This window comes from Natrinema sp. 1APR25-10V2 (genome assembly GCF_031626495.1).
In the GTDB taxonomy this organism is placed as follows: domain Archaea; phylum Halobacteriota; class Halobacteria; order Halobacteriales; family Natrialbaceae; genus Natrinema.
Window position 1 is genome coordinate 101,582 of the sequence record NZ_JAMQOJ010000004.1, and the last position, 23,437, is coordinate 125,018.

The following is a 23,437-nucleotide window of genomic DNA, read 5'->3' on the forward strand; positions in this document are numbered from 1 at the left end:
CCGTCTGTTCAGTCCGTACTGAGCGTCCGCGCGACGCGTTCTAAGATCGACACTGACTGGTCGAACTCCGACAGCGGGAGTCGTTCGTCGGGCGCGTGGTCGAGGTCCGAGTTGCCCGGCCCGTAGGTGACCATCGGACAATCCCAGGCCCCGGCGTAGATGTTCATGTCGCTCGTACCGGTCTTTCGCACCAGGCGGGGATCGCCGCCTTCCTTGCGGATGGCGACGCGAAACGCCCGTGCCACCTCCGTTCGCGGGCTCATCATCACCGGCGGAACCTTGTCCTTCCAGGTCACGGTCCCGACCGCGAGTTCGCCTTCGGCGGCTTCCCGAACGGTCTCGACGTCGAGTGCCGGCGGCACGCGCAACTGGACGTCCATCGTCGCCTCGACGGAGAGGCCGTCGTCGCTGACGCCGCCCTCGATGTCGACCGGCTTGGTCGTCACCTGCTCGAAGACCGGTTCGTACTCGTCGCCCTCGAAGTACTCCTCGACGGCCGACCACCAGCGGACGGCGTGTTGGATCGCGTTCGGGTCCGGCCGGGAGGTGTGGCCGGACTCACTGGTCGCGACGTACGTCCCGGCGATCAGGCCGCGATACCCCAGCGTGATCCCGTCGGCACCGGACGGCTCGCCGTTGACGACGGCCGCCGGTGGCTCGTCGCGGTCGTCGACCAGGTAGCGCGACCCCGTCGAGTCGATCTCCTCGCCGACGACGCCGACGAAGGAGACGCCGGTTCGGACGGCGGCGGCCGCCATCGCGGCGAGCGGCCCCGTCGCGTCGACGCTGCCGCGACCCCAGAGGATCTCGTCGTCGCCGGTCTCTTCGACCTCGACGGGAATGTCCCCCGGCACGGTGTCGATGTGTGAGGTCAACAGTACGGAATCGTCCGCCGGCGCGCGAACGTTCCCGACCGCGTCGATCCAGACCTCCCGGTCGTGGGCCTCGAAGAAGTCCACGAGACGTTTGGCCGCCTCGCGTTCCTCGCGGGTCGGCGAGGGGATCGAGACGAGATCGACGAGCAACTCGCGGGCGTCCGCGGCTGACACGTCGCTCGAGGGGTCGGCGTTCGCGCTCATGATTCGGTGTCGGATGCGACGACCGCGGTCAACGCGTCTACGAGTTGGTCCGCCTCCGCCTCGCCGATCACGAGCGGCGGCAGCAGGCGAAGCACGGTCCGGCCGGCGGGCAGCGCCAGCACCTGCTGATTCATCGCCAGATCGCGAGCGACGCGGTTCGCGCCGCGTTTCAACTCGACGCCGACGAGCAGTCCGTCGCCGCGGACCTCGCGGACCTCGTCGCCCAGCGCCGCCTCGAGTTCGGTGACGAGATAGTCACCGATCTCGGCGGCGTGGGCGGGCCATTCCTCCTCGACCAGCGTCGAGACAGTCGCGTGGACCGCCGCCGCGACGACGGGACCGCCGCTGAACGTGGCGTTGTGCGAGGCCGCGCCGTCGGCGATCCAGTCCCGCACTGCGACCGCGCCGACGGGCAGACCGTTGCCGAGCCCCTTCGCCGTCGTCAGCACGTCCGGCGTGACGCCCGCGTTCTGGCAGGCCCACATCTGACCGGTGCGGCCCATCCCGGTCTGGACCTCGTCGAAGACGAGCGCCGCGCCGGCCTCGTCGGTGCACTCGCGGGCGGTCTCGAGGTAGCCCGCTGGCGGGACGTTGATCCCGCCCTCGCCCTGAATCGGCTCGAGGATCACGGCCGCGGTCTCGTCGTCCACGGCGGCCGCGAGTTCCTCGCCGTCGCCGTAGGGGACGAACGCCACGTCGCCGGCCAGCGGCTCGTAGGGCTTCTTGTACTTGTCCTTCCAGGTGGCCGCGAGCGACCCCATCGTCCGTCCGTGGAACGAGCGGGTCGCGGCGACGATCTTCGACTCGCCGGTCGCCGACCGGGCGAACTTCAGGGCGGCCTCGTTGGCCTCGGTCCCGGAGTTACAGAACCAGGCACCCTCGAGTCCGTCGGGCGCGGCCGCGACGAGCGCGGCGTAGGCGTCCTCGCGCGACTGGACGGGATAGGAAGAGTCGACGAACGTCAGGTTTCCGACCTGCTCCTGGACGGCCTCGACGACCGCCGGATGCGAGTGTCCCAGCGGCGTGCACGCGTAGCTCGCGCCGGCGTCCAGATACTCCGTGCCGTCGGCGGTGTAGAGGTACGGCCCCTCGCCGCGCTCGAGGCCGATCGGCTTGCTGCCGGAGACGAAATCGAGGTCGCTCATTCCGCAGCCTCCTGGGCTGTCTCGTCCGTTTCGCTGTTCTCGAGCACCCCGGGCTCGAGGGTCGTCCCCTCGCCGGCAAGTGCGCTCGTGATCGGGTCGTCGGCGTTGGCCGTCGCGACGATGACCGAGGACGCGCCGCCCTCGAGCGCTTCTTCGGCGGCCATGACCTTCTTCGTCATGAAGCCTTCAGCGGCGTCCTCGACGGCCGCGAACTCGTCGGGGGTCGACGCCGACTCGATCTTCGTTGCCTCGTCGTCGGGATCCTCGTATATCCCCGAGACGTCGGTCAGTACCACGAGATCGGCCTCGAGCGCGCCCGCGATCGCCGCCGCGGCGCGGTCGGCGTCGGCGTTGACGGCCGTGTAACTGCCCGACTTCTCCTTCCCGAGCATGGGAACGGAAACGACCGGCGTGTAGCCGCCCGCGAGGACGGTCTCGAGCAGGTCGGCGTTGACCGACTCGATCTTGCCGGAGTGGTCGCCGCGCTTGATCTTCTTCTTGCCGTCCTCTTTGACGCGGACGGCCGATTTGCGCTTGCCCTCGAGTAACTTGCCGTCCGTACCCGAGAGACCCACGGCGTCGACGCCCTCGTTGTGCAGGCTCTCGACCAGGTCGGTGTTGAGCCTACCGGGCATCACCATCTTGAACACGTCCATCGTCTCCTCGTCGGTGAACCGCCCGACGACGCCGCCGGGGGTCTCGACGTAGGTGGGCTCCTTCCCGAGGTCCTCGAGGGTCTCGTCGACCGCCGTGGAACCGCCGTGGGTGAGGACGACGTCCTCGCCGTCCTCGACCAGCGACGCGACATCGGAGAGCGCGCCTTCGGGATCGACGGCGCGTGCGCCGCCGATTTTGACGACCACCGTCATCTACGGTGCCCCCACGGGGTGCAGCCCCGTAAACTCGAGTCCGGCCGTCTCTTTCAGGCCGAGCGCGATGTTCGCGGCGTGGACCGCCTGTCCTGCGGAGCCTTTCATCATGTTGTCGATCGCCGAGAAGACGATGATGCGCTTGTTCGACGGGTCGAGTTCGAAGCCGACCTCGGCGAGGTTCGTGCCGGCGACCGCCTTCGGTTCGGGGTAGCGGTAGACGCCGGAGCCGCCGGCGGCCATGCGGACGAACGGTTCGTCCTCGTAGCAGGCGCGGTAGGCCTGCCAGAGGTCGCCCTTCGAGACGGGGCTCGAGGGGAAGACGTGGTTCGTCGCGCTCGCGCCGCGGATCATGTCCACGGCGTGGCAGGTGAAGGCGACCGAGGTGTCGAGGAACTGCTCGATCTCGGCCTCGTGGCGGTGACCCGTCGGGGCGTACGGACGGACGACGCCCGAGCGCTCGGGGTGGCTCGAGGCCTCGCCGCCGCCGGCGCCGCCCTCCGACGACCCCACTTTCACGTCGACGACGATCTGCTCGCCGCCCTCGAGGATGTCGTGTTCGAACAGCGGATACAGGCCCAGAATGGTCGCGGTGGCGTTACAGCCGCCGCCGGCGATCAGTTCGGCGCCTGCGAGGTTCTCGCGGTTGATCTCGGGTAGCGCGTACTCGGCCGTCTCGAGGTACTCGGGGGCCTCGTGGCCGTCGTACCACTCGTCGTACTGGGCCTCGCTCTCGAGGCGGAAGTCCGCCGAGAGGTCGACGACCGTATCTGCAATCTCGAAAAAGTCGTCGATCTGTCCCATCGAGACGCCGTGGGGCGTCGCCGCGAACAGTACGTCGACGCTCTCGAGATCGTCAGGCTCGGTAAAGCGCAGGTCCGAGCCGCGAAGCGGCGGGTGAACTGAGCCGACGCTCTTGCCGGCCTTCGAGCGGCTGGTGACCTCCGTGATCTCGAAATTGGGGTGGCCCGCGAGCAGGCGAAGCAGTTCGCCGCCCGTGAAGCCGCTGCCGCCGATGACGCTCGCGGTGACCGTCTCGGCGTTCTCGTCGGCGCCGGTCTCGGTGCCGACCGCCATCAGGCGGTCACCTCGAGTTCCGGATCGGCGGCCTCGGCCTTCTCCTCGAGCCAGTCGACGACGGTGCCGGCGACGTCGGTCTCGACGGCCCCGTCGAGCGCTTTGAACTCGACGGTGTGGTTGACCTCGTGGACGGTATATCCATCTGCGGTCTCCATGAGATCGATGCCGAGCAGGCCGCCGCCGACGGCGTCGCTGGCCTTCTGTACCAGCGCTTTCGCTTCTTCGTCCGGTTCGAAGACGTTCGTCTCCGCACCCTTGGCGGCGTTGGTGATCCAGTGGTCCGAGGACCGGACCATCCCGGCGATCGGCTCGCCGTCGGTCGCGAGCACGCGGATATCGCGTCCGGGTTTGTCGACGAACTCCTGGACGTAGAACACCTTGTGCTCGTAGTGGCCCAGCGTCGCCTTGTGCTCTAGGATCGCCTCCGCGGCGTCGCGAGAGTCGATCTTGGCCATCAGGCGACCCCACGAGCCCACGACGGGCTTGAGGACGCACGGGTAGCCGAACTCCTCGATGGCCTCCATCGCGGTCTCCTTGGTGAAGGCGACCTTCGTCGCGGGCGTGGGCACGCCAGCCTTCTCGAGCGCGAGGCTGTTCTTCACTTTGTCCGCGCAGATGTCGGCGGTCTCGTGGCTGTTGACCACGGGGATGCCGTACGCCTCGAGGAACTGGGTGGCGTACAGGCTCCGGCTCGTGGCGAGACAGCGGTCGACGACGATGTCGAGGTCGTCGAACCCGTCGGGAGCGTCCGAAATGTCGAACGTCTGCTTGCGGACGTCGATCTTCGTCACCGCGTGATCGCGCTCGCGAAGCTCGTTCAGGAGGAGCTTCTCGTCTTTGCGAATCCGTGAATAGAGTATGCCTACGTTCACGCGAGCCACCTCTGGCTGATCGTGAGGGACTCGCTACGAGCCCCTCGAGTCGTGTGTGCAGCGCGGGCCGGTGTCGCGCCCGTCTGCAAGGTCACTCACCCCAGTCCTCTTCGAGCTCGGGGGCTCGCTCGAGGACTGGCGGCTCGGTGTCGACGACTTCCAGTTCGGCGCCACAGGTCGTACAGTCAACGATCTCTCCGACTTCCAGATCGTCGTGCAGGGACACCTCGGCCCCACACTCGACGCATTCGGTCATTGTACCTGCACGTGGGAGCCCGGCTCCCTTAAAGCCTTCGAACTTAACAGCAAAATTATACTATCTGCACTCCCCTCTAACGGGCCGTGGACGCTATCTCACCGCAGGTTTACTTTGACATATCATGAAATCGGTATGTGATCCCCCCGCGGGGATCGTCGGCGAACTGGCCGGGTGACCGGCGGCGATTGCGGCGGTCTCCAGGTCACCGCCCCGGACGTGTCGAACTCAGACATAGCCGTTCCCCTCCGACCGGAGCGCTTCGTGTGCCGCCTCGAGCGCCCCCGTCAGCTCGGCATGGCTTTCCTCGTCCGCGGCCAGCGCTTCGCGAGCTCCCTCGAGCTGGGCTTCGACCGCCTCGGGTGCGGGACCGCCCTGCGAGTCGCGGCTCGCGACGCTCTGCGCCGGATCGAGCGCGTCCTCGACGGCCGCGGGGTCGACGTGGGCGTCGAGCGACTCGCCGAGGACCTCCCGAGCCGCGGACTCGAGGGCGTCGTAGTCCGCCCCGCTCTCCGCCGCGATGGCCACGAGTTCGTGTGCGGTGCGGAACGGCAATCCGTTCGCCGCGAGCAGGTCGGCGACGCCGGTGGCCGTCGAGAAGCCCTCGCCGGCCTCCGCCGCGAGCGCCTCCTCGTTCCAGTCGGCAGTGGCGACCGCGCCGGCGGCGACCTCGCTGGCCTCCGTCACCGCGTCGACGGTCTCCCAGGCGTGGGTCGTCGCCCGCTGGAGGTCGCGGTTGTACGCGCGGGGTAGCCCCTTGAGCGTCGTCGTCAGCCCCTGGACGCCGCCGGCCGCGTCGCCCGCGACTGCGCGGACGAGTTCCAGCGTGTCCGGGTTCTTCTTCTGGGGCATGATCGACGACGTCGAGGAGTAGTCGTCCGAGAGGTCGACGAAGCCGCGGTTCGCGAAGATGATCACGTCCTCGGCCAGCCCTGACAACGTCGTCGCGTGAGTCGACAGCGCCTGCACCGTCTCGAGCAGGAAGTCCCGGCCAGAGGCGGCGTCCATCGAGTTCTCGACGACCCCCTCGAAGCCCAGCAGGTCGGCGGTGCGCTCGCGGTCGATATCGAACGTCGTGCCGGCGAACGCGGCCCCACCCAGCGGCGATTCGTTGATCCGCCCGTAGGCCTCGAGCAGGCGTTCGGTGTCGCGGCGAACCGCACCCTCGTAGGCCAGCGCCCAGTGGGCCACGGTGGTTGGCTGGGCGGGCTGGAGGTGGGTGTAGCCGGGCATGATCGTCTCGGTGTGCTCCGCCGCGACCTCGATCAGCGATTCGCGCAGCGCGAGCGTCGTCTCGATGGCCTCGAGGACGTCCTCGCGCAGGCGATACCGAATGCAGGCCGCGACCTCGTCGTTGCGCGATCGCGCGGTGTGCATCTTGCCGCCGTCCGCGCCGATGCGCTCGATAACGGCCGTCTCGATGGCCTCGTGAACGTCCTCGCCGTCGGGCAGGGAGCCGTGGCCGTCGACCTCGATCGCATCGAGCGCCGTGAGGATCTGCCCAGCCACGTCGTCGCCGATGATGTCCTGCTCGGCGAGCATGACCGTATGGGCGCGGTCGACCTCGAGGTCCGCCTCGAAGATCCGCTCGTCGGCCGCGAGCGAGGAGAGGAAGCTCCGGGCGGGGCCGCCGCTGAAGCGGTCCCGGCGGACGACTCCTTCGTCGTCCCCACCGTCAGTCCGCAGCCCACCGGACTGCGTACCGCCATCGTGAGCGCTCTCCTCGGTCATCGTTACTCGTCTTCGTTTCCGCTGCCGTCGGTCGCAAGTTCGACTTCCTCGTCCGCGGCGTTCGCGGCGATCGCCTCGTTGGCGAGGCGGCGCTGGAAGCCGTGGTACTTCGCGACGCCGGTGGCGTCCTCTTGTTTGATCTTGCCGACCGTCTCCGTGTCGAAGGAGGCGTGCTCGGCCGAGTAGGCCGCGAACTTGCTGTCGCGAGCGACCGGGCGAGCCTGGCCGCCCTCGAAGCGGATGGTGACCGTGCCAGTCACGCGCTTCTGGGTCTCCGCGATGAAGCCCTCGAGCGCGCCCACGAGCGGCGCGTCGATCAGGCCCTCGTAGCCCTTCTGGGACCACTGCTGGTCGATCTGCTGTTTGAACTGGCGTTCCTCCTGCGTGAGGACGAGTCCCTCGAGCGCTTCGTGGGCGTTCAGCAGCGTCGTCGCGCCGGGGTGCTCGTAGTTCTCGCGCACCTTCAGCCCGAGCATGCGGTCTTCCATCATGTCGGTGCGGCCGACGCCGTAACTGCCGGCGAGTTCGTTCAGGTACTCGATGAGTTCGACGGGCTCGTACTCCTCGCCGTCGACGGCGACGGGGTAGCCGTTCTCGAACGTGATTTCGATCTCCTCGGTCTCGCTGCCGGGCTCGTCGGTCCACTCGTAGATGTCACGCGGCGGGACGTAGTTGGGGTCCTCGAGATCGTCGCCCTCGACCGAACGACTCCAGATGTTGGTGTCGATCGACCAGTCGCCGCCGCTGCCGCCCTCGACGGGGAGGTCCTTCTCGGCGGCGTACTCCTGTTCCCACTCGCGGGTGAGCCCGAGTTCGCGCACGGGGGCGATGACCTCGAGGTCCGAGTCGCGCCAGACGGCCTCGAACCGCAGCTGGTCGTTGCCCTTGCCCGTACAGCCGTGGGCGATGCCGGTACAGTCCTGTTCCTCCGCGACCTCGAGGATCGCCTTCGCGATCACCGGGCGGGCCAGCGCCGTTCCCAGCGGGTAGCCCTGATAGGTCGCGTTCGCGCGAACGCTGTCGAAACAGAGGTTCGCGAACTCGTCTTTCGCGTCGACGACGTAGTGCTCCAGGTCGAGCGCCTCGGCAGTCTCCTCGGCTTCCTCGAACTCCGAGGCAGGCTGGCCAACGTCGACGGTGACGCCGATCACGTCGTCGTATCCGTATTCTTCCTCGAGCAACGGGACACAGACAGTCGTGTCCAGGCCGCCCGAAAACGCAAGTGCCACGCGGGTCATGTCGTACTCGAATCCACTCCCAGGAAGGCCTTAAGCCCGTTGGTTTCGTTTTCGAAAATAAAGGACAGAGCGTCTGCTAACCGAGAATTCTGCATATTCGGAGTCGACGGAACGAACCGGGACGTGAGATGAAGTAGAGTACGGGCTCACGGAGCCCGTCGCCGTCGTCGCCCTCGAGCGACGGTCCCGTCGGTGCGGAAAACGGCGAACGCGATGCCGACGGAATGGCTCATTGCGCAGACGGAGTAGATCCACGGTATTAAATCCTGCTACATGGCGCTCTCGGTGGGCGACAGCGGGCCTACGGTCGATCCCGAAAGACACCGGCGGGCTCTCGACCGTGCGTCGAACTACTCGTCCTCCGGCAGCGTGAGCACGTTCTCCCTGCCGATCCGGAACACCTCGATCTCGTCGTCCTCGCGTAAGTCGCCGACGACCTGACTCGTCTTGGCCTCGGTCCAGTCCAGTTCCGAGACGACCTCCTGCTGTTTGATCCGGCCGCCGCTGTTCTCGAGCAGGCGCAACACCCGTTCTTCGTTGCTCAGCAGTTCCGGTGGCGGCCCGGTCGCGGTCGAATCAGCGTCGCTCGAGCCGTCGGTCCGTCGGACGGCGTCCGTGCCGGTATCGGTCGGCGGGGCGTCGTGCCGACGGCGGCCGAGTAACCAGCCAGCGACACCGACGGTCGCAAGCAAAGCGAGGGCCAGCGCGACGATCGCCCACGGCATCGACGGCCCCTGTTCGGGTGGGGCCGATTCGTTCGTCGCACCGGTGTCCCTGATCAGTTCGATTCGGGGCTGGTTATCGGTGAACGACGTTTCTTCGCCGTGCCACGTGACCGAGCCGTCAGGCGTATCGCTCGGCGCGGGGTCGACTTGCGGTTCGCCTTCGTGCTGATAGATTGCGTACGCATCCGGCCAGCGGAACTGCAGGGTCGTCCCGTCGTCGAGCGTAAATCCGGAGAGCGCAGCACCCGCCTCGATGCGGGTGAGTTCGACGAACGCGAACTGAGACCACTGGAAGGTGACCGTGGCGTGGCCTACCGTCCGCGGTGCGCTGGCCTCTTCCGTGGTGATCGAGAGGTTCGAGATGTTCATCTCCCGTTCGGTCACGTTTACACCCTCGGTGAGCGTTTCGTTCCACTTCGCTCGCTCGTCTGAGACGTACTCGGACGTGTTCGACTGAATATCGCTTCGGAGTTGCTCCCACTGGGTCGTGGAGTTGTTCCCCTGATCGAGGTGGAACTGATAATCGACGGTCACCAGCGCCGAACCGTTCTCGGCGATGAAAAAGTCGACGTGGATCTTGTCGGCGTCCTCGAGCGCCATGCTCTCGTTGCCACTGGCGTCGGCCTGTAGCGCCGCATGGTGGCTACTGGCGTCCGCCACAGCGGCGGTCGAAGCCGGGACAGACGCGAACGAACACACCACCACGAGCACCCAAATCAGGGCCCGAAGCCCCTTCCCGTCCATTACCCGGACATGCCGTGGCCGGCTAAATAGGTCTTTCCGACGATAATGGCAGTTTGTTTTTCACATAGTCGTCCGAACGTGAACGTATGGGAGATAGACGCGGTGAACTCGACGTCGAAACGCTGCTGAAAATCGTACTCGGACTGATCGCCGTCCTGCTCGTTATCGAAGTTCTCGAGGCGATCGTCGGAACCATCGTCGGTTTGCTGGGGCCGGTCATCGCGTTGGCGATCGCCGTGCTGATCGTTCTCTGGCTGCTCGACCGGCTCTGAGCCGGCCGTTCGAATCCGGATCAGCAGACTGATAGCCGCCGCAACCGTATCTCGGGCGAAGTGTACAGCGTCAACGTTCCGGTCCCCGGCCGCGTCCGCCGGCTCGCGGACCGACTGTATCCCGACCTAGTCGGGTTCGACACCGTCCGCGAGGACCACTCGTGTCTGCTCAAACGGCTCGGCAAGGCCGACCACGTCGCACAGCTCCAGCACCGCGCCCACCGCGCGCTCGAGGGAGCCCCCGCCGTCGAGGCCGAGATCACGGGCATCGACTATTTCGCGGATCCGCCGCTTGGCTCCGCACCGGTCGTCTATCTGGCCGTCGAGAGCCCCGGCCTCGAGCGGATCCACGACGACCTCACCGAGGCCTTCGAGGTCGTCGACGGACTCGAGGGCAGCGACTACGTCCCCCACGTGACGCTGGCCCGGGGCGGCGACCTCGAGACGGCGAAGCGGCTGGCCGACCGCGAGATCGAGCCCGTTCGGTGGACCGTCAGCGAACTCGAGTTCTGGGACGGGACCTACAAGCTACCGGTGAGTCGAGTGTCGCTCCCGTCGTAGCTCGCGTGGCGCGGCGACTACGTCGCGCGGCCGACCGGCGCGCAGAGTCAGTTGTCGGTCTTCACAAATACCGCAGCTACCTACGCCGGCGTGTCCGTTAGACCTCCTCCGGATATCGAGCCAGACGAGGGCTGTCCCGTCTGTACTCCGCCGTCGAGCGCGTCAAGAGTCGGGGTAGCGTCGTCCGGCTGGCCGCAGGTTAAGACGTCCACCCCCCTGATTCCGGTGTGGTCTCAACGCTACTCGTCGCAGCGGCCGTCGGAATCGCCATCGGAGCCTTCCTCCAGAAGGGGCGATTCTGCTTCGTCAACGCCTTTCGGGACTTCTTCGCGTACAAGGACTCTCGAGTCACGAAGGGCGTGCTCGCTGCGACGCTTCTGACGATGGTTTTCTGGGGTATCGCCTATCAACTCGGGTACTATCAGGGGTTCTGGACGCCCGACTGGGGACTGACCGGCCTCCTCGGCGGTTTCATCTTCGGCGTAGGGATGACCTACGCCGGCGGCTGCGCCAGCGGCACGCTCTACCGCGCCGGCGAGGGCTACCTCCAGTTCTGGCTCACTCTGCTGTTCATGGGCGTCGGCTACGCTGGCTTTACCGTCGCCTTCCCGACGCTCCAGAGCACGTACTTCGAAGCGCTCACGTTCGGGACGGGAGCGACCCTGTTCGAACTCACGTCGATTCCGGGCGGACTGCTGGCGCTCTCGGTCGCGGTCGGCTCCGTTCTCGTTTACGCGACCCTGATCGGCCGGTCGTCGACCGCCGCCGCGTTCGGCGAGCGTGCCGACGTGGCGCAGCTCAACTCGACCGCGTTCCTGGCACCGGTCGTGGGCCTCCGCGGGTTCGCCCGCGGAACGGCGGCGTACGCCCGCGGTCTGGTGCGCGCGTGGCGACATCCGATCGCGGCGAGCAAGCAGCCGTGGGATCCCCGCACCGCCGCGCTGGGGATCACCGCGGCTGCTGTGCTCTGGTTCAGCCAGGTTTCGATCGTCGGCATCACCGGCCCGGAAGCCCGCTGGACGGGCTATCTCCTCTCGCAGGTCGGCGTCGACGCGGGCTCGTTCGACTACTGGGGCTCGGTCCTCTTCCAGGGCCAGGGCGTCGGCGTGACCGTCGACATGGTGATGATCGCGTTCGTCATCGTCGGCGCGTTCCTCGCCGCCCTCTGGAGCGGTGATTTCTCCGTGCGGGTCCCGAAGCGCCGACGGCTCCCGAACGCCGTCGTCGGCGGCCTCATGATGGGCGCGGGCTCGCGGCTCGCACCGGGCTGTAACATCGGGAACATCTACTCCGGCATCGCGGAGCTGTCGATCCACTCGTTCATCGCGGCCGTCGGCATCGTCGCCGGCGTCTACGTGATGACCCACTGGATCTACCGCGACGTCGGCTGTGCGATCTGAGGACGAACCGTTCGCCAACTACAAACCGATCCGACGACGGAGACACGATACAATGCCATCCATCGACGACGTAACCGACGCACCGGACGAACTGAGCGACGAACGAGCGGACGAACTCCTCGAGGAGGCCGATCTCGTCCAGGACATGATGGGCGAGGTCTGCCCCTACCCGCAGGTCGAGGCCAAGAAGGGCCTCCAGCAAATCGACTCGGGCGACCTCCTCGTTCAGGAGACCGATCACGTCCCCTGTACCGAGAACGTCCCGCGGGCCGTCGGCGACGACGCCGACGCGCAGGTGTGGCGCAGCGGCGACGCAGTCTACCGCATCTACCTCCGGAAGCGATAATGGTCGCGGAACTCGCCCCCGAGACGGTCCGCGAGCGTCTCGACGCCGACGACGAGTTCGACCTGCTCGACATCCGCGACGAGGAGGCCTACGACGACGGCCACCTCCCCGAGGCCGAACACGTCACCATCGACGAACTCGAGGAGACCGTCGTCGACCGGGACTGGGCCGACGACGTGGTCGTCTACTGTTACGTCGGACAGACGTCGATCCAGGCCGCGCGTCTCATCGAGGAGTACGGCGACGCCGAGCGGGTCGCCAGCATGGCCGGCGGCTACGACGCGTGGGAACCGGTCGAGGCCTCGAGCGCCGACGATTGATTTCGCGCCGAACGGACCAGTTCACGGTGCCGGCGGCTCGCCGTCGTACGCGCCGTGATCGCCGTAGAAGTTGCGCATCGCGAACTTGAGCTTTTCCGGGTCGATGTCGATCAGTTCCTCGCGCTCCTCGTGCGGGAAGATGCCGTTGACGCTGTACTTGCCTAGGTCTGGCTTCGCCTGTCGCGAGTAGCGCCGATCGAGCAGCGCGCGGACGCCGACCTCCTCCGGCGAACGGATGACCCGGCCCAGCGCCTGTCTGGTCTTGCGGATCGTCGGGAACTCGACGGCGTAGCGCCAGCCCGTGTCGGTGCCCTCGAAGGCCACGTCGTAGGCCTCCTGAACCGCCTCGGCCCGGTCGTCGAGGTGGGGATAGGGGACGCCGACGACCAGCACCGTGTGGGCGTCGTCGGCGTCGAAACTCACTCCCTCCGAGAGGGTGCCCCACAGCGAGGTACACAGCACCGCACCGTCGTCCGCGACGAACTGCTGGCGGAGTTCTTCGGCGGACTGGCCCGGCTCGTCCACGTATACCGTCCGATCGCTCCGAGCCGCGATCCGGTCGGCGTACCGACTCGCCTCGCCGTAATTCGGGAAGAAGGCGAGCGTGTTGCCCGGCGTCATGCGGACGGCGTCGTGGATCGTCCCCGCGACTTCCTCCTGAACCGCGGGGTCGTCACGATCCGAAGAGAACAACGGCGGGGTTTCGACGGCGTACGTGCGACGGTTCGCCTCTGGAAACTGCAGTCCGTAGGCCATCGTCACCGCGTCCTCGAGCCCCAGCACGCTCTCGGTGACGTCGAACGGCTGGATCGTCGCGCTCATGAGGACGGTCGCGTAGATCTCGTCGAACAGCTGCCCGGTCACCTGCTGCGGCAGACAGGAGTACAGTTCCGCGCGGCCGTAGACCTCGTCGGTGCCGGCGTCCCGCGTGACGGAGACGACCGGATACAGCCCCTCCGCGGAGCCCTCGTTCATCCACGCGCTGACGAACGCCGCAGCCTGAAGGGTTTGACACTCCGTTCGTGTGGCCGTCTCGCCCTCGCGGTAGGCCTCCTCGTACTCTTCGTCTAACTCCTGGCCGAGTTTCATCGCGGCCTCGAGGTCGTCCTCGATGCCGCGGCCGGAGTAGCGCTGGAGGAACTCGAGGGTGAGATCGTCCTTGCGGTCCTCGTTCGCGATCGGTACGTCGGACCAGTTCTCGCCGATCGACTCCCGGTCACCGAAGCCGAACGAGTCCTCGTAGGTCTCGACGAGCGCGCGGTGGAACGCCGAGAGGACGTTCGCGGCGTCTTCCGAGCGCGAGTCGTCGGTGTCGGCCAACTCGTCCAGTGCGGAGTCGAACGTGCGCTCGGAACAGGATCGGGTGGCGTGCTCGCGGGCGGCGTCCTCGACGTTGTGGGCCTCGTCGAAGACGGCGATCACGTCCTCGGGATCGCGGCCCAGCCACCGGAAGAACTGCTCTCGAATGGTCGAATCCAGCAGGTGGTGGTAGTTACAGACGACGAGATCGACCCCCTCGATCCCCTCCTTCAGGAGTTCGTAGCCGCAGAACCCCTGTTTCTCGGCGTATTCGTAGATCTCGTCCGGCGTGCGCACGTCCTCGAAGAGCCAGCCGAAGAAGTCGTCCGTATCCCGCGTGAGGTTGTTCCGGTAGTAGTCACAGACGTTCTGCTCCTCGAGATCCTCGAGCCGTTCTTCGATGGACTCGAGTTCCTCCATCACCGCCGAGCGGGCGTCGGCCGCCGATCCGTCGCCGTCCTGGCTCTCGGCGAGGAGTTCGCGCTGGCGGCGCTCGAGCTGTTCGCGGTCGCGCTCGGCGTCGACGACGGCGCGGGTGTTGTCCCGCAGGGCCTGACACTCCTCGTAGCCGACGTCGATGTGGCACATCGAGGACTTGCCTTTGAATACGATCGCGCGAATATCTTCTTCGCGCGTGATCGCGCGGGCTTCGGCGACGAACTGGCGCATCTGCTGGTGGACGTTCGTCGTGATGACGACCGTCTTGTCCTGCTCTCGGGCCACGTCGAGGGCCGGCACCAGCGACGAGAGAGTCTTGCCGGTCCCGCAGGCACCCTCGAAGAGGACGTCCTGACCGCGGTGGAGAGAGTTGTGGATGCGGTCCATCGCCTCGCGCTGGTTCTCGTACGGCTGGTCGTACGGGAAAAAGCGCATGTACCCGGCTGTCTCGGACACAGTACGTGATAGGTTCGCGCTGCGATAAAAGGATTCGTCTCGATTCGGTCGCTCCCTTTAAACGGTCGCGGGGGACGACTATCACCGGCCGGCGAGCGCGCGGTACAGGGCCATATACCTCGAGTCCTTGCCCCCGATATGGCTATTCCCGGATACGATTCGAACAACGTCGCCGAATACACACTCGAGAGTGCAGGGGCTCGCGTCGACCTCGTCGCCGGCGTCGTCCCCGACGCGTTCGGCCTCGAGAAGAGCGTCAGCGAGCCGCCGAGGGATAGCCTGGCGGATCCGGTCGACCTCGTCGCCTGCGAGGACCTGAAGGCGGTCGAAGCCGTTCGGATCGCGCTCGTTTACGATCCCTCGAAGCTGCCGCCGGGAGCGAGCCCCACCGACGTGACGGTCTCCGTCGAGACGGACGAGGGCTGGGAGCCGATCCACTCGACGGTGGATCTCGAGGAGACGACGGTGACGGCGGTGCTGAACGATCGGCCGCCCGGTTCGACGATCGTCGCAGCCCACGACGACGGGGACGACGAGACCGGCGGCGCGAGCGAGTAACGCGGATCGCTATCCGTTCGTCTGCGGTTCGATATAGATCCGGTTGACCTGATCGTCGTGGTCTTTCAGGGCCCGCTCGAGGCCGGTGATGCGTTCGTCGATCGTGTCGGCGTCGAGGTCCGATTCGAACGCGACGTCGGCCGTGACGAGCAGTTCCTCGGCGCCGAAGTAGACGGTCCGGAAGTCCATGAGTTCGGTGACGCCGTCCCAGCCGGCGACGATGTTCCGGAGTTCGTCCTCGTCTGCTTTCGGGAGGCTCTCGCCGACGATGAGTCGCTTGTTCTCCCAGGCGAGCGCGACGGCGAAGCCCATGAGCATGATGCCGATGATGAGCGCCGCGGCGGCGTCGTACATCGGGTTTCCGGTGGTTCGGGTGAGGTAGATTCCGAAGAGGGCGATCCCCGCGCCGGAGAGCGCGATGGTGTCTTCGGTGAGCGCGGTCAGCGTCGTCACGTCGCTCGTTTTCCTGAAGGCCTCGCGAAAGGTCGACCAGCCGTACTCGTCCATCTGGCGGCTCATCCCCTGATAGGCCTTCCAGAGCGCGTAGGACTCGAAGACGATCGCGCCGATCAGCACCGCGTAGTTGACGTAGACCGGATCGAACGTCTGCCCGAGCAGCGTGACGTCCTCGCTGGCGCGGTGGACGCCGCCGTGGGTCAGCGCGTCGTAGCCGTGGCGGGCGCTCTCCCAGCCGGCGATGCCGAAGAGCATGACGCTCACGAGGAGGCTGTAAAAGAACTGCGCCTTCCCGTGGCCGAACGGGTGGGTCCGATTGGCCTCCTGTGCGCCGTACTTGATGCCGATCAGCAGAAAGACCTGGTTGCCCGTGTCCGAAACTGAGTGATACGTCTCCGACAGCATCGCGGGGCTCCCGGTCAACAGAAACCCGCCGAACTTCAGAACCGCGATCGCGCCGTTCGCGAACAGTGCGGCGAGCACGACGGAGGTGCTACTGGCCATCGGCGACGACTACGAAGGGGGGCCTCAAAAGTGTAAGCGGTTCTAGAGCCGGCCGGGCGCCGCTCGGCGTCGATCTCCCCCGATTCCGGCCGCCGTCGACGACCGGCGACCGGATCCGAAAGGAACCTGTCGGGAGCGGGTGAAGGGCGACCATGATCGCGATCTTTTCCGACACGCACAGCGGCGACGGCCACGAGCTCGAGGAGGAAGCCCTGACCGCGGCCCGGGACGCCGACACCGTCATCCACGCGGGCGATTTCACGAGCACGGCCGCGCTCGAGGCTTTCCACAGCGAGTGCGACCGGCTGCACGCGGTCCACGGTAACGCCGACAGCGCGGCGGTCCGTGACCGGCTCTCGACGGCTCGCGTCGTCGAGACGGGCGGCGTCCGGTTCGCCGTCACGCATCGCCGGGAGGGCGGCGAAACGGGGCTCGCGATGTTCGGCCGCTCGCGCGGGGCCGACGTGGTCGTCTTCGGCCACAGCCACCGGCCGACAGTCGTCGAAACCGACGACGTGACCCTGTTGAATCCCGGCAGCCACGCGGATCCGCGCGGGAATCGGCCCGGGTTCGCCGTCCTCGAGCCGACAAACGCGGGAGACGGCGGGCTGGCGGGCGAGATTCGGGAGCCGGACGGAACGGTGATCGAGACGCTCGAGATCTCGACGGCGTGACGGTCAGCGCGCGACCGCATCACTCGACGCGGACGTGGCGGGAGGAATGCACGATCGGACGGGACGGGCACAGCGCCAGCGGGGACGACTGACGGACGCGATGTCAGAGGTGTCCGCCGCCCCGGGGGATCCGGGCTGTCAGACGGGAGGGGGCGACGGACGGACCGGCCGCGGTCGACGGGGAGGGCGACAGGCCTCGATCCCGAGGACGAGTCCTCGGACGATAGGTGGTGACCGGAGGGGCGACGATCGAGGCCTACCAGAACCTGTGTGCCGACCCACGTTATACACAGCGCAAGCTGAAACGCCGATTTCAGTTAGGTTTCGGGCCCGGTTTCACCGGCTCGAGGTCGAAACGATTAACCGCGCTGATAGAGTACCCGGCGCGTATGCTGGACCTCATCACCGGCCTCCTCCCCGACGATCCCGTCATCATCGCGGTCGTCCTGATCCTGCTGGCGCTGGTCTTCTTCTTCTATCTCCTCTTGCGACGGACGGTCCTCGAGTTCCGCGACGGGATGCGCGGCAATCAGTAGCCGCGGACCGCGCGGGTCGCCGTCTCAGGCGAACCCGTCTTCGATCCGCTCGAGCGCCCGATGGATATCCTCGCGAGTGACATCGCGATGCGTACAGAGCCGGATCGTCGTCGGGCCGAAGGGAGTTACCAGCACATCCCTGTCGCGGAGTCGTTCGGCAACGACTGCCGGCTCGGTCCCCGTCTCGGCGACATCGGCGAGGACGATGTTCGTCTCCGGCTCCTGGGCGTCGAACCCGTCGATGTCGTCGAGTCCCGCAGCGAGCAGACGTGCGTTCTCGTGATCCGCTTCGAGGTCGGCGACGTTTTCGAGGGCCCGGAGTGCGGGACCAGCGACGATCCCGATCTGACGCATCCCGCCCCCGAACAGCTTTCGAATGCGACGCGCACGTTCGATGAAGTCCTCGCTGCCCGCGAGCATCGAACCGACGGGCGCACCCAGCCCCTTCGAGAGCGAGACCATGACCGAGTCGACCGGTGCCGTAAAGTCAGTGGCCGGGACGTCCAGCGCCGTCGCGGCGTTGAACAGCCGTGCGCCGTCGAGATGCACCGCGACATCGCGTTCGCGGGCCGCGGTCGCTGCCGCGGCGATCGTTTCAGGGTCGATCGCGAGTCCGCCGCGGGCGTTGTGCGTGTTCTCGAGACAGAGCAGTCCCGTTCCGGGCCGGTGCAGGTCTTCCGCGACGGTCGCGGCAGCGACCTGCTCCGGTGTCGGTACCCCGCGGTCGGCGTCGAACATCCGCACCTGCAGTCCCGAGTGCTGTGCCAGCCCGCCGAGTTCGTACTTCACGACGTGGCTCTGGCGGTCGGCGAGCACCTCCTGTCCGTGCTCGGTATGGACGCGAGCGGCGGTCTGGTTCGCCATCGTCCCCGTCGGGAAGTAGAGCGCCGCCGCCGTTCCCAGCCGGTCGGCGACGCGGGCCTCCAGTTCGTTCACGGTCGGATCCTCGCCATAGACGTCGTCTCCGACATCGGCGGTGGCGGCGGCCTCGCGCATCCCCTCGTCGGGCGTCGTGACGGTGTCGCTTCGGAGGTCGATCATGGGCCGACGTTCCTCGTTGTGGGTGAAATAGCCGGCGGCAACACGTCGTCACTGCCTGCCGAGCAGATACTGGAACTCACGTTCCCGTCCGTGGGCTTCCCCATCACGAACCGTTTTTTCCTCCCCCGGTCAATAGCGGGGCATGGACCCACGCATTCGCGAACACGCGGAGATCATCGCGAACCACTCCGTCGACCTCGAGGAGGGCGACAACGTCATCGTCGACGCCCATCCCGTCGCCGAGGATCTGGTCGTCGCGCTCCACGAAGTGATCGGCGACTACGGCGCGAACCCCGTCACGACGAGCCAGCGAACCGGCAAGCGAAGCCAGCGGGCCTATCTGCGGGCATCCGACGGCGAGTTCGAGACGCCGGAGCACGAACTCGCGCTCATCCAGAACGCGGACGTCTACATCGCGATCCGGGCCAGCGACAACGTCACTCAGACCAGCGACGTCGACCCCGAGATCAGCGCGGCTTACCAGCAGGCCCACCGCCCAATCCTCGAGGAACGGCTCTCGAAGCGATGGTGTCTCACGCAGTTCCCCGCGCCAGCGAACGCCCAGCTCGCCGAGATGAGCACCGAGGGTTACGAGAATTTCGTCTGGGACGCCGTCAACAAGGACTGGGAGGAACAGCGCGAACACCAGGAGCACATGGTCGAGATCATGGACCCCGCCGAGGAGGTCCGTATCGTCAGCGGCGACACGACCGACGTGACGATGTCCGTCGCGGGCAATCCGACGATCAACGACCACGGCGAGCACAACCTGCCCGGCGGCGAGGTCTTCACCGCGCCCCAGCCCGATAGCGTGGAGGGCGAAGTGCTGTTCGACATGCCGCTCTATCACCAGGGTCGGGAGATCACGGACGTGTATCTCGAGTTCGAGGGCGGCGAGGTCGTCCAACATTCGGCCGCGAAGAACGAGGACGTGCTCACGGAGGTTCTCAACACGGACGACGGGGCGCGCCGGCTCGGGGAACTGGGCATCGGGATGAACCGCGACATCGACCAGTTCACCTACAACATGCTGTTCGACGAGAAGATGGGCGATACGGTCCACATGGCCGTCGGCCGGGCCTACGACGAGACCGTCGGCGAGGGCAACGAGGCCAACGATTCGGCGGTCCACGTGGACATGATCGTCGACATGAGCGAGGACTCGTTCATCGAAGTGGACGGCGAAGTGGTGCAGCGGAACGGGACGTTCCGGTTTGAAGAGGGCGAGGTCTGAGTCTGCGAAGACCTCGACTCGGAACGGCGAGCACTGCGAGCCGTGGAGACGGTTTCGAAGAGTAGTACCGCGACTAACGCAGGGTCGGCTGGTAGGTCACTCCGCCGAGAAGGCGTCGCCCGGCTCGTTCACAGGACCGGAAGAGTCCTCGCTCGGAACGATGGCGTCCACCAGCCGAGACTGGATCTGCATCAGGTGGTGCCCGACGGTGGCGGCGTTGCAGCCGAGTTGCTCCGCGATATCCTCGTGTGTGACCTCCCGCGGCGGGTCGAAGTACCCCTGCTCGTGCGCGGCGATCAGCACCTCCTGCTGGCGGTCGGTGAGCAACGTGAACAACCGGTTCTCGAAGGGGTTGTACTGGCCCACCTCCGTGATTTCGGCCCGAACGCCCTCCGGTTCGATCCGGACGATCCGTTGGAGCGCCCGCTGTTTCCCGACCTGCGTGATCTCGAGGACCGAACGCGTCGGTTCGACCAGTTCGACCGGGAAATCCACGATGACGCGCTGCGTGCGGAAAAACTCCAACACCTCGTTCAGGAGTGGTTCCGGCTCCGTCTCGAGGAAGATTATGACCCGGTCCTTGTTCTGTGCCAGGGAGTGATACCTGATGTCGTCGGTGGCATCGATGGCGGCTCTGACCTGCTCGGCTGTGCCTCTCACCTCGTAGAGTGCGAGTATCACCCCGTCGGCAAGCAGCCGGATAGCGTGTACGCGCTCCGGTATGGCCTCCTGCTCCCGAAGGAGAGCTTCTATCGGGTGGAAGTACCCGCGCTCGCTTGTCAGAAGGAAGGTCGCATACCGCATGTTCATTGGTTCCATCTATCGTAGAGTGTGTTATCGTTCTTCTCATTCCTGCCGAAGAAACGGAGGGGTGCTACGGTAGTCGCTATAGCTCGGAGAACCGTCAGATCCCTCCACTTCCGTCACGGCAATTCTGCGACGCCGGCGACGGTCGCCCGCACGCTCGGCGGGTGGTTACCAGTTCGCGACGACCTGATCCATGCAGCCGATGTCCGGACGGAAGTAGTCGCAGTGGGCGCCGACCGAACTAGTCACGTCGACATCCGTGTAGTTAGACGCTGGCGTACCCTCGAGGCCGACCTCGCCGACGGCTTTGTCCAGTTCACGGCTCTCGAACGTGTCGTCGAGCACCCCGTCGTTCTCGCTGTGGTAGTTGTAGAACTGGCTGACGGAAGCCTCGATATCGTCGCCCCAATCGGCTTCCATCGGCGGCAGGTCGTGTTCGACGGCCCCGCCCAGCAGATCCGCCGACGTGTACGTCTCGCCGTACTTGTCGTCGAGATCTTCGAGGGCGACGCAGGTCACCCGGGCACCGAGCGAGTGGCCGATGCTGCGGATAGTGTCCTTTTTGTTGTTCTCCTTCTTGACGAAGTCGGCCCACATGTGGCCGGCCTCGTTGGCGTTGTCCTTGCCGCCGGCCCACGTGAGTGTGTCCGAGGGCCACCGGACTGCGACGACGGGCTTGCTGTAGCCGTTCTGTTCGAGTGCCTGCTTGCACGTATAGGCCTGGTCCTGCGCGAGTTCGACCGAGTCGACGTTCCAGCCGTGGATGAAGTAGGTGACCTCGCTGGCTTTCTTCGGATAGTCACCGTACTTCTTCCCGTCTTTGACGTACGGGAAGTCGCTGGGCGCGTTCATGAAGCTATCACAGCTGCCGGCCATGGCCGTCCCAGACATGCCGGCGATGCCAGCGCCCGCGACGAGCGACGTCCCCACCGCTTTCAAGATTCGTCTTCGACTCTGTCCTTTCCCCTTGTCGTTTAGATCCGACATAGCGAAGAATGCTTATCGGTAACAATTCCTTAAGCCACTGGCCGGTATCCCGAATTATTTTTAAAACAGTTCCTGTCGTGAATAGCGGCCACCCGGCATACTGGGGGAAAGTCGGCATCGAGATGTCACAGAGCTAGATTCCATCGAGACGATCACCGGTCGAGATTATAACAGTCGGACCGATGCGAGCCCCGTTTTCGGACCGGCCGTTCGCCGTCGGGGGTGGTTTCGATGTGGCGTCCGACGGCGGGCGGCCGGCTGGCCGCCGGAGCGCGAGCGAACAGCCCACCTACGCGCCCAGCGGACATATCACTCGCGCTCGAGCAGGCCCCGCGGCACGAAACAGCCACAGGGAGTGGCTGCGCCGGTGGTGGGCCGAGATCAACACTGACTCGCCACAGCGCGGACAGATGGGGTACGGCGAGTCGTCGTCGCTCGGCTCGGGGCTCATTCGTTGCGACCTCCAGTCGATCTCGAGGCAAAAATGGGACTCGAGACCGACACGGAAATGGTTTCCAGCACTGCTCGAGAAAGGGGATATCGACGAAGCCGGCGCGTGAAACGGGACATCGAGAAAAGAGTTCCCTGCTATCGTGGCAACGAGGGTTTCCACGTCCTACCCAGCCGATTCACTCGCTCCAGAGTCGCTCGCTCAGGAAGACGCGACGCGTCTTCCGAACTGCTCGAAAACGCTACGCGTTTTCGGTATCACGAGACGGCGGAGCCGTCTCGAACGACTTCGCTCGCGGGCTCGCGAAGACCTCGCACGGCGTTGGGCCGCGACTCGGCTGTCGCTCACCGTCACGCCAATTCGGGGGTACCGGCGACGGTCGCCTGCACGGTTGGCGGGTGCTTACCAGTTCGCGACGACCCGGTCCATGCAGCCGATGTCCGGACGGAAGTAGTCGCAGTGGGCGTCGACCTGGTCGGTGACGTCAACGTCCGTGTAGTTGTGGACGGGCGTGCCGTCGAGACCCTCTTCGCCCACGGCGGCGTCCAACTCGCGGGTCTGGAACGTGTCGTCGAGCACCTGATCGTCCTCGTTGAAGTAATTGTGGAACTGGCCGACTGCACCTGCGATGTCGTCGCCCCAATGGCCTTCCTTGGCAGGGAAGTCCTGCTCGATCGCCCCACCGATGAGGTCCGCCGACGTGTACGTCTCGCCGTACTCGTCGTGGAGGTCTTCGAGGGCGACGCAGGTCACCCGCGCGCCGAGCGAGTGGCCGATGCTGCGGATAGTATCTTTCTTGTTGTTTTCTTTGCGGACGAAGTCGGCCCACATGTGGCCGGCCTCGTTGGCGTTGTCCTTGCCGCCGGCCCACGTGAGGGTATCAGACGGCCAGCGAACGGCCACCACTGGTTTCGTATAGCCGTTCTGTTCGAGCGCTTTCTTGCACGTGTAGGCCTGGTCCTGCGCGAGTTCGACCGAGCCGACGTTCCAGCCGTGGATGAAGTAGGTGACCTCGCTAGCTTTCTTCGGATAGTCGCCGTACTTCTTCCCGTCTTTGACGTACGGGAAGTCGCTGGGCGCGTCCATGAAGCTATCACAATTGCCGGCCATGGCCGTCCCGGACATGCCGACGATACCAGCGCCTGCGACGAGCGACGTCCCCACCGCTTTCAAGATTCGTCTTCGACTCTGTCCTTTCCCCTTGTCGTTTAGATCCGACATAGCGAAGAATGCTTATTGGTAACAATGCCTCAAACTACTGGTTGGTATCCCGAATTGTTTTTAAACAATTCCTGTCGTGAAAAGCGGTCTCCTCGACATACTGGCGGAAAAGTCGGCATCGAGGCCCCTTAGAGTTA

General features: G+C 66.0%; 25 protein-coding genes. 10 read left to right on the top strand and 15 right to left on the bottom strand.

The window, feature by feature from the left end:
* Positions 1-8: 8 nt before the first annotated feature.
* The 9 genes from NDO75_RS13470 to NDO75_RS13510 all read right to left on the bottom strand — a co-directional run bounded on the left by NDO75_RS13470 (position 9) and on the right by NDO75_RS13510 (position 9,739).
* Entirely contained in the window at positions 9-1,079 is a 1,071-nt protein-coding gene (locus tag NDO75_RS13470) for a [LysW]-lysine hydrolase (RefSeq protein WP_310906934.1), read from the bottom strand.
* Positions 1,076-2,224: an aminotransferase class III-fold pyridoxal phosphate-dependent enzyme gene (locus NDO75_RS13475; protein ID WP_310906936.1), complete on the bottom strand. Its 1,149-nt coding sequence runs from the start codon at positions 2,222-2,224 to the stop codon at positions 1,076-1,078. Before NDO75_RS13475 ends, NDO75_RS13470 begins: the two co-directional genes overlap by 4 nt.
* Complete coding sequence (locus NDO75_RS13480) at positions 2,221-3,093, bottom strand: acetylglutamate/acetylaminoadipate kinase (RefSeq protein WP_310906938.1); 873 nt, start codon at positions 3,091-3,093, stop codon at positions 2,221-2,223. The genes NDO75_RS13475 and NDO75_RS13480 overlap by 4 nt, the downstream gene beginning before the upstream one ends.
* Complete coding sequence (argC, locus tag NDO75_RS13485) at positions 3,094-4,170, bottom strand: N-acetyl-gamma-glutamyl-phosphate reductase (RefSeq protein ID WP_310906939.1); 1,077 nt, start codon at positions 4,168-4,170, stop codon at positions 3,094-3,096.
* Positions 4,170-5,045, bottom strand: a complete 876-nt coding sequence (gene lysX / locus NDO75_RS13490; protein WP_310906941.1) for a lysine biosynthesis protein LysX — start codon at positions 5,043-5,045, stop codon at positions 4,170-4,172. The genes argC and lysX overlap by 1 nt, the downstream gene beginning before the upstream one ends.
* Positions 5,046-5,136: 91 nt before the next feature.
* The gene (gene lysW, locus NDO75_RS13495) at positions 5,137-5,301 is read right to left on the bottom strand and encodes a lysine biosynthesis protein LysW (protein ID WP_005554620.1); all 165 of its coding nucleotides are present in this window, start codon (positions 5,299-5,301) and stop codon (positions 5,137-5,139) included.
* Positions 5,302-5,529: 228 nt separating this feature from the next.
* Entirely contained in the window at positions 5,530-7,032 is a 1,503-nt protein-coding gene (gene argH / locus NDO75_RS13500; RefSeq protein WP_310906952.1) for an argininosuccinate lyase, read from the bottom strand.
* A gap of 2 nt (positions 7,033-7,034) precedes the next feature.
* Positions 7,035-8,270: an argininosuccinate synthase gene (locus tag NDO75_RS13505; protein ID WP_310906954.1), complete on the bottom strand. Its 1,236-nt coding sequence runs from the start codon at positions 8,268-8,270 to the stop codon at positions 7,035-7,037.
* A gap of 350 nt (positions 8,271-8,620) precedes the next feature.
* Positions 8,621-9,739: a hypothetical protein gene (locus NDO75_RS13510; RefSeq protein WP_310906956.1), complete on the bottom strand. Its 1,119-nt coding sequence runs from the start codon at positions 9,737-9,739 to the stop codon at positions 8,621-8,623.
* Positions 9,740-9,825: 86 nt separating this feature from the next.
* Here NDO75_RS13510 and NDO75_RS13515 point away from each other — a divergent pair, with 86 nt between their 5' ends.
* The 5 genes from NDO75_RS13515 (at position 9,826) to NDO75_RS13535 (ending at position 12,638) form a co-directional block, all read left to right on the top strand.
* The gene (locus NDO75_RS13515) at positions 9,826-10,011 is read left to right on the top strand and encodes a hypothetical protein (protein WP_310906957.1); all 186 of its coding nucleotides are present in this window, start codon (positions 9,826-9,828) and stop codon (positions 10,009-10,011) included.
* A 60-nt stretch (positions 10,012-10,071) separates the two neighbouring features.
* Positions 10,072-10,572, top strand: coding sequence for a 2'-5' RNA ligase family protein (locus NDO75_RS13520; protein ID WP_310906958.1), 501 nt, complete (start codon positions 10,072-10,074; stop codon positions 10,570-10,572).
* A gap of 227 nt (positions 10,573-10,799) precedes the next feature.
* Entirely contained in the window at positions 10,800-11,972 is a 1,173-nt protein-coding gene (locus NDO75_RS13525) for a YeeE/YedE family protein (RefSeq protein ID WP_310906959.1), read from the top strand.
* Positions 11,973-12,024: 52 nt separating this feature from the next.
* Positions 12,025-12,318 (top strand): sulfurtransferase TusA family protein, encoded by a 294-nt coding sequence (locus NDO75_RS13530; RefSeq protein ID WP_310906961.1) that lies wholly within the window; start codon positions 12,025-12,027, stop codon positions 12,316-12,318.
* Positions 12,318-12,638 carry a rhodanese-like domain-containing protein gene (locus NDO75_RS13535; RefSeq protein ID WP_310906963.1) on the top strand — a complete coding sequence of 107 codons (321 nt, stop codon included), beginning with the start codon at positions 12,318-12,320 and terminating at the stop codon, positions 12,636-12,638. The genes NDO75_RS13530 and NDO75_RS13535 overlap by 1 nt, the downstream gene beginning before the upstream one ends.
* Before the next feature lie 21 nt (positions 12,639-12,659).
* Here the strand turns inward: NDO75_RS13535 and NDO75_RS13540 are convergent, their stop codons facing one another.
* Positions 12,660-14,810, bottom strand: coding sequence for an ATP-dependent DNA helicase (locus NDO75_RS13540; RefSeq protein ID WP_310907531.1), 2,151 nt, complete (start codon positions 14,808-14,810; stop codon positions 12,660-12,662).
* A gap of 159 nt (positions 14,811-14,969) precedes the next feature.
* On the opposite strand from NDO75_RS13540, the gene NDO75_RS13545 reads away from it, so the two are divergent.
* Positions 14,970-15,389: a hypothetical protein gene (locus NDO75_RS13545; protein WP_310906965.1), complete on the top strand. Its 420-nt coding sequence runs from the start codon at positions 14,970-14,972 to the stop codon at positions 15,387-15,389.
* A 9-nt stretch (positions 15,390-15,398) separates the two neighbouring features.
* Here NDO75_RS13545 and NDO75_RS13550 read toward each other — a convergent pair whose 3' ends face one another.
* Positions 15,399-16,349 carry a cation diffusion facilitator family transporter gene (locus NDO75_RS13550; protein ID WP_310906966.1) on the bottom strand — a complete coding sequence of 317 codons (951 nt, stop codon included), beginning with the start codon at positions 16,347-16,349 and terminating at the stop codon, positions 15,399-15,401.
* 152 nt (positions 16,350-16,501) lie between these two features.
* On the opposite strand from NDO75_RS13550, the gene NDO75_RS13555 reads away from it, so the two are divergent.
* Together NDO75_RS13555 and NDO75_RS13560 are read left to right on the top strand one after the other, a co-directional pair.
* Complete coding sequence (locus NDO75_RS13555; protein WP_310906967.1) at positions 16,502-17,023, top strand: metallophosphoesterase; 522 nt, start codon at positions 16,502-16,504, stop codon at positions 17,021-17,023.
* 389 nt (positions 17,024-17,412) lie between these two features.
* Positions 17,413-17,559, top strand: coding sequence for a hypothetical protein (locus NDO75_RS13560; protein WP_310906968.1), 147 nt, complete (start codon positions 17,413-17,415; stop codon positions 17,557-17,559).
* Positions 17,560-17,583: 24 nt separating this feature from the next.
* Here NDO75_RS13560 and NDO75_RS13565 read toward each other — a convergent pair whose 3' ends face one another.
* A complete protein-coding gene (locus NDO75_RS13565; protein WP_310906969.1) occupies positions 17,584-18,600 on the bottom strand; it encodes a GntG family PLP-dependent aldolase in 1,017 nt (338 codons plus the stop codon).
* Between the two features lie 142 nt (positions 18,601-18,742).
* Between NDO75_RS13565 and NDO75_RS13570 the strand changes: the two genes are divergently transcribed.
* The gene (locus NDO75_RS13570) at positions 18,743-19,834 is read left to right on the top strand and encodes an aminopeptidase (RefSeq protein ID WP_310906970.1); all 1,092 of its coding nucleotides are present in this window, start codon (positions 18,743-18,745) and stop codon (positions 19,832-19,834) included.
* A 96-nt stretch (positions 19,835-19,930) separates the two neighbouring features.
* On the opposite strand, the gene NDO75_RS13575 is transcribed toward NDO75_RS13570, so the two are convergent.
* Positions 19,931-20,644: a helix-turn-helix domain-containing protein gene (locus tag NDO75_RS13575; RefSeq protein WP_310906971.1), complete on the bottom strand. Its 714-nt coding sequence runs from the start codon at positions 20,642-20,644 to the stop codon at positions 19,931-19,933.
* A 165-nt stretch (positions 20,645-20,809) separates the two neighbouring features.
* Positions 20,810-21,628, bottom strand: coding sequence for a DUF726 domain-containing protein (locus NDO75_RS13580; protein ID WP_310906972.1), 819 nt, complete (start codon positions 21,626-21,628; stop codon positions 20,810-20,812).
* A gap of 233 nt (positions 21,629-21,861) precedes the next feature.
* On the opposite strand from NDO75_RS13580, the gene NDO75_RS13585 reads away from it, so the two are divergent.
* Positions 21,862-22,188, top strand: coding sequence for a hypothetical protein (locus NDO75_RS13585; protein ID WP_310906973.1), 327 nt, complete (start codon positions 21,862-21,864; stop codon positions 22,186-22,188).
* Between the two features lie 293 nt (positions 22,189-22,481).
* Here the strand turns inward: NDO75_RS13585 and NDO75_RS13590 are convergent, their stop codons facing one another.
* The gene (locus tag NDO75_RS13590; RefSeq protein WP_310906974.1) at positions 22,482-23,300 is read right to left on the bottom strand and encodes a DUF726 domain-containing protein; all 819 of its coding nucleotides are present in this window, start codon (positions 23,298-23,300) and stop codon (positions 22,482-22,484) included.
* Positions 23,301-23,437: the final 137 nt, after the last annotated feature.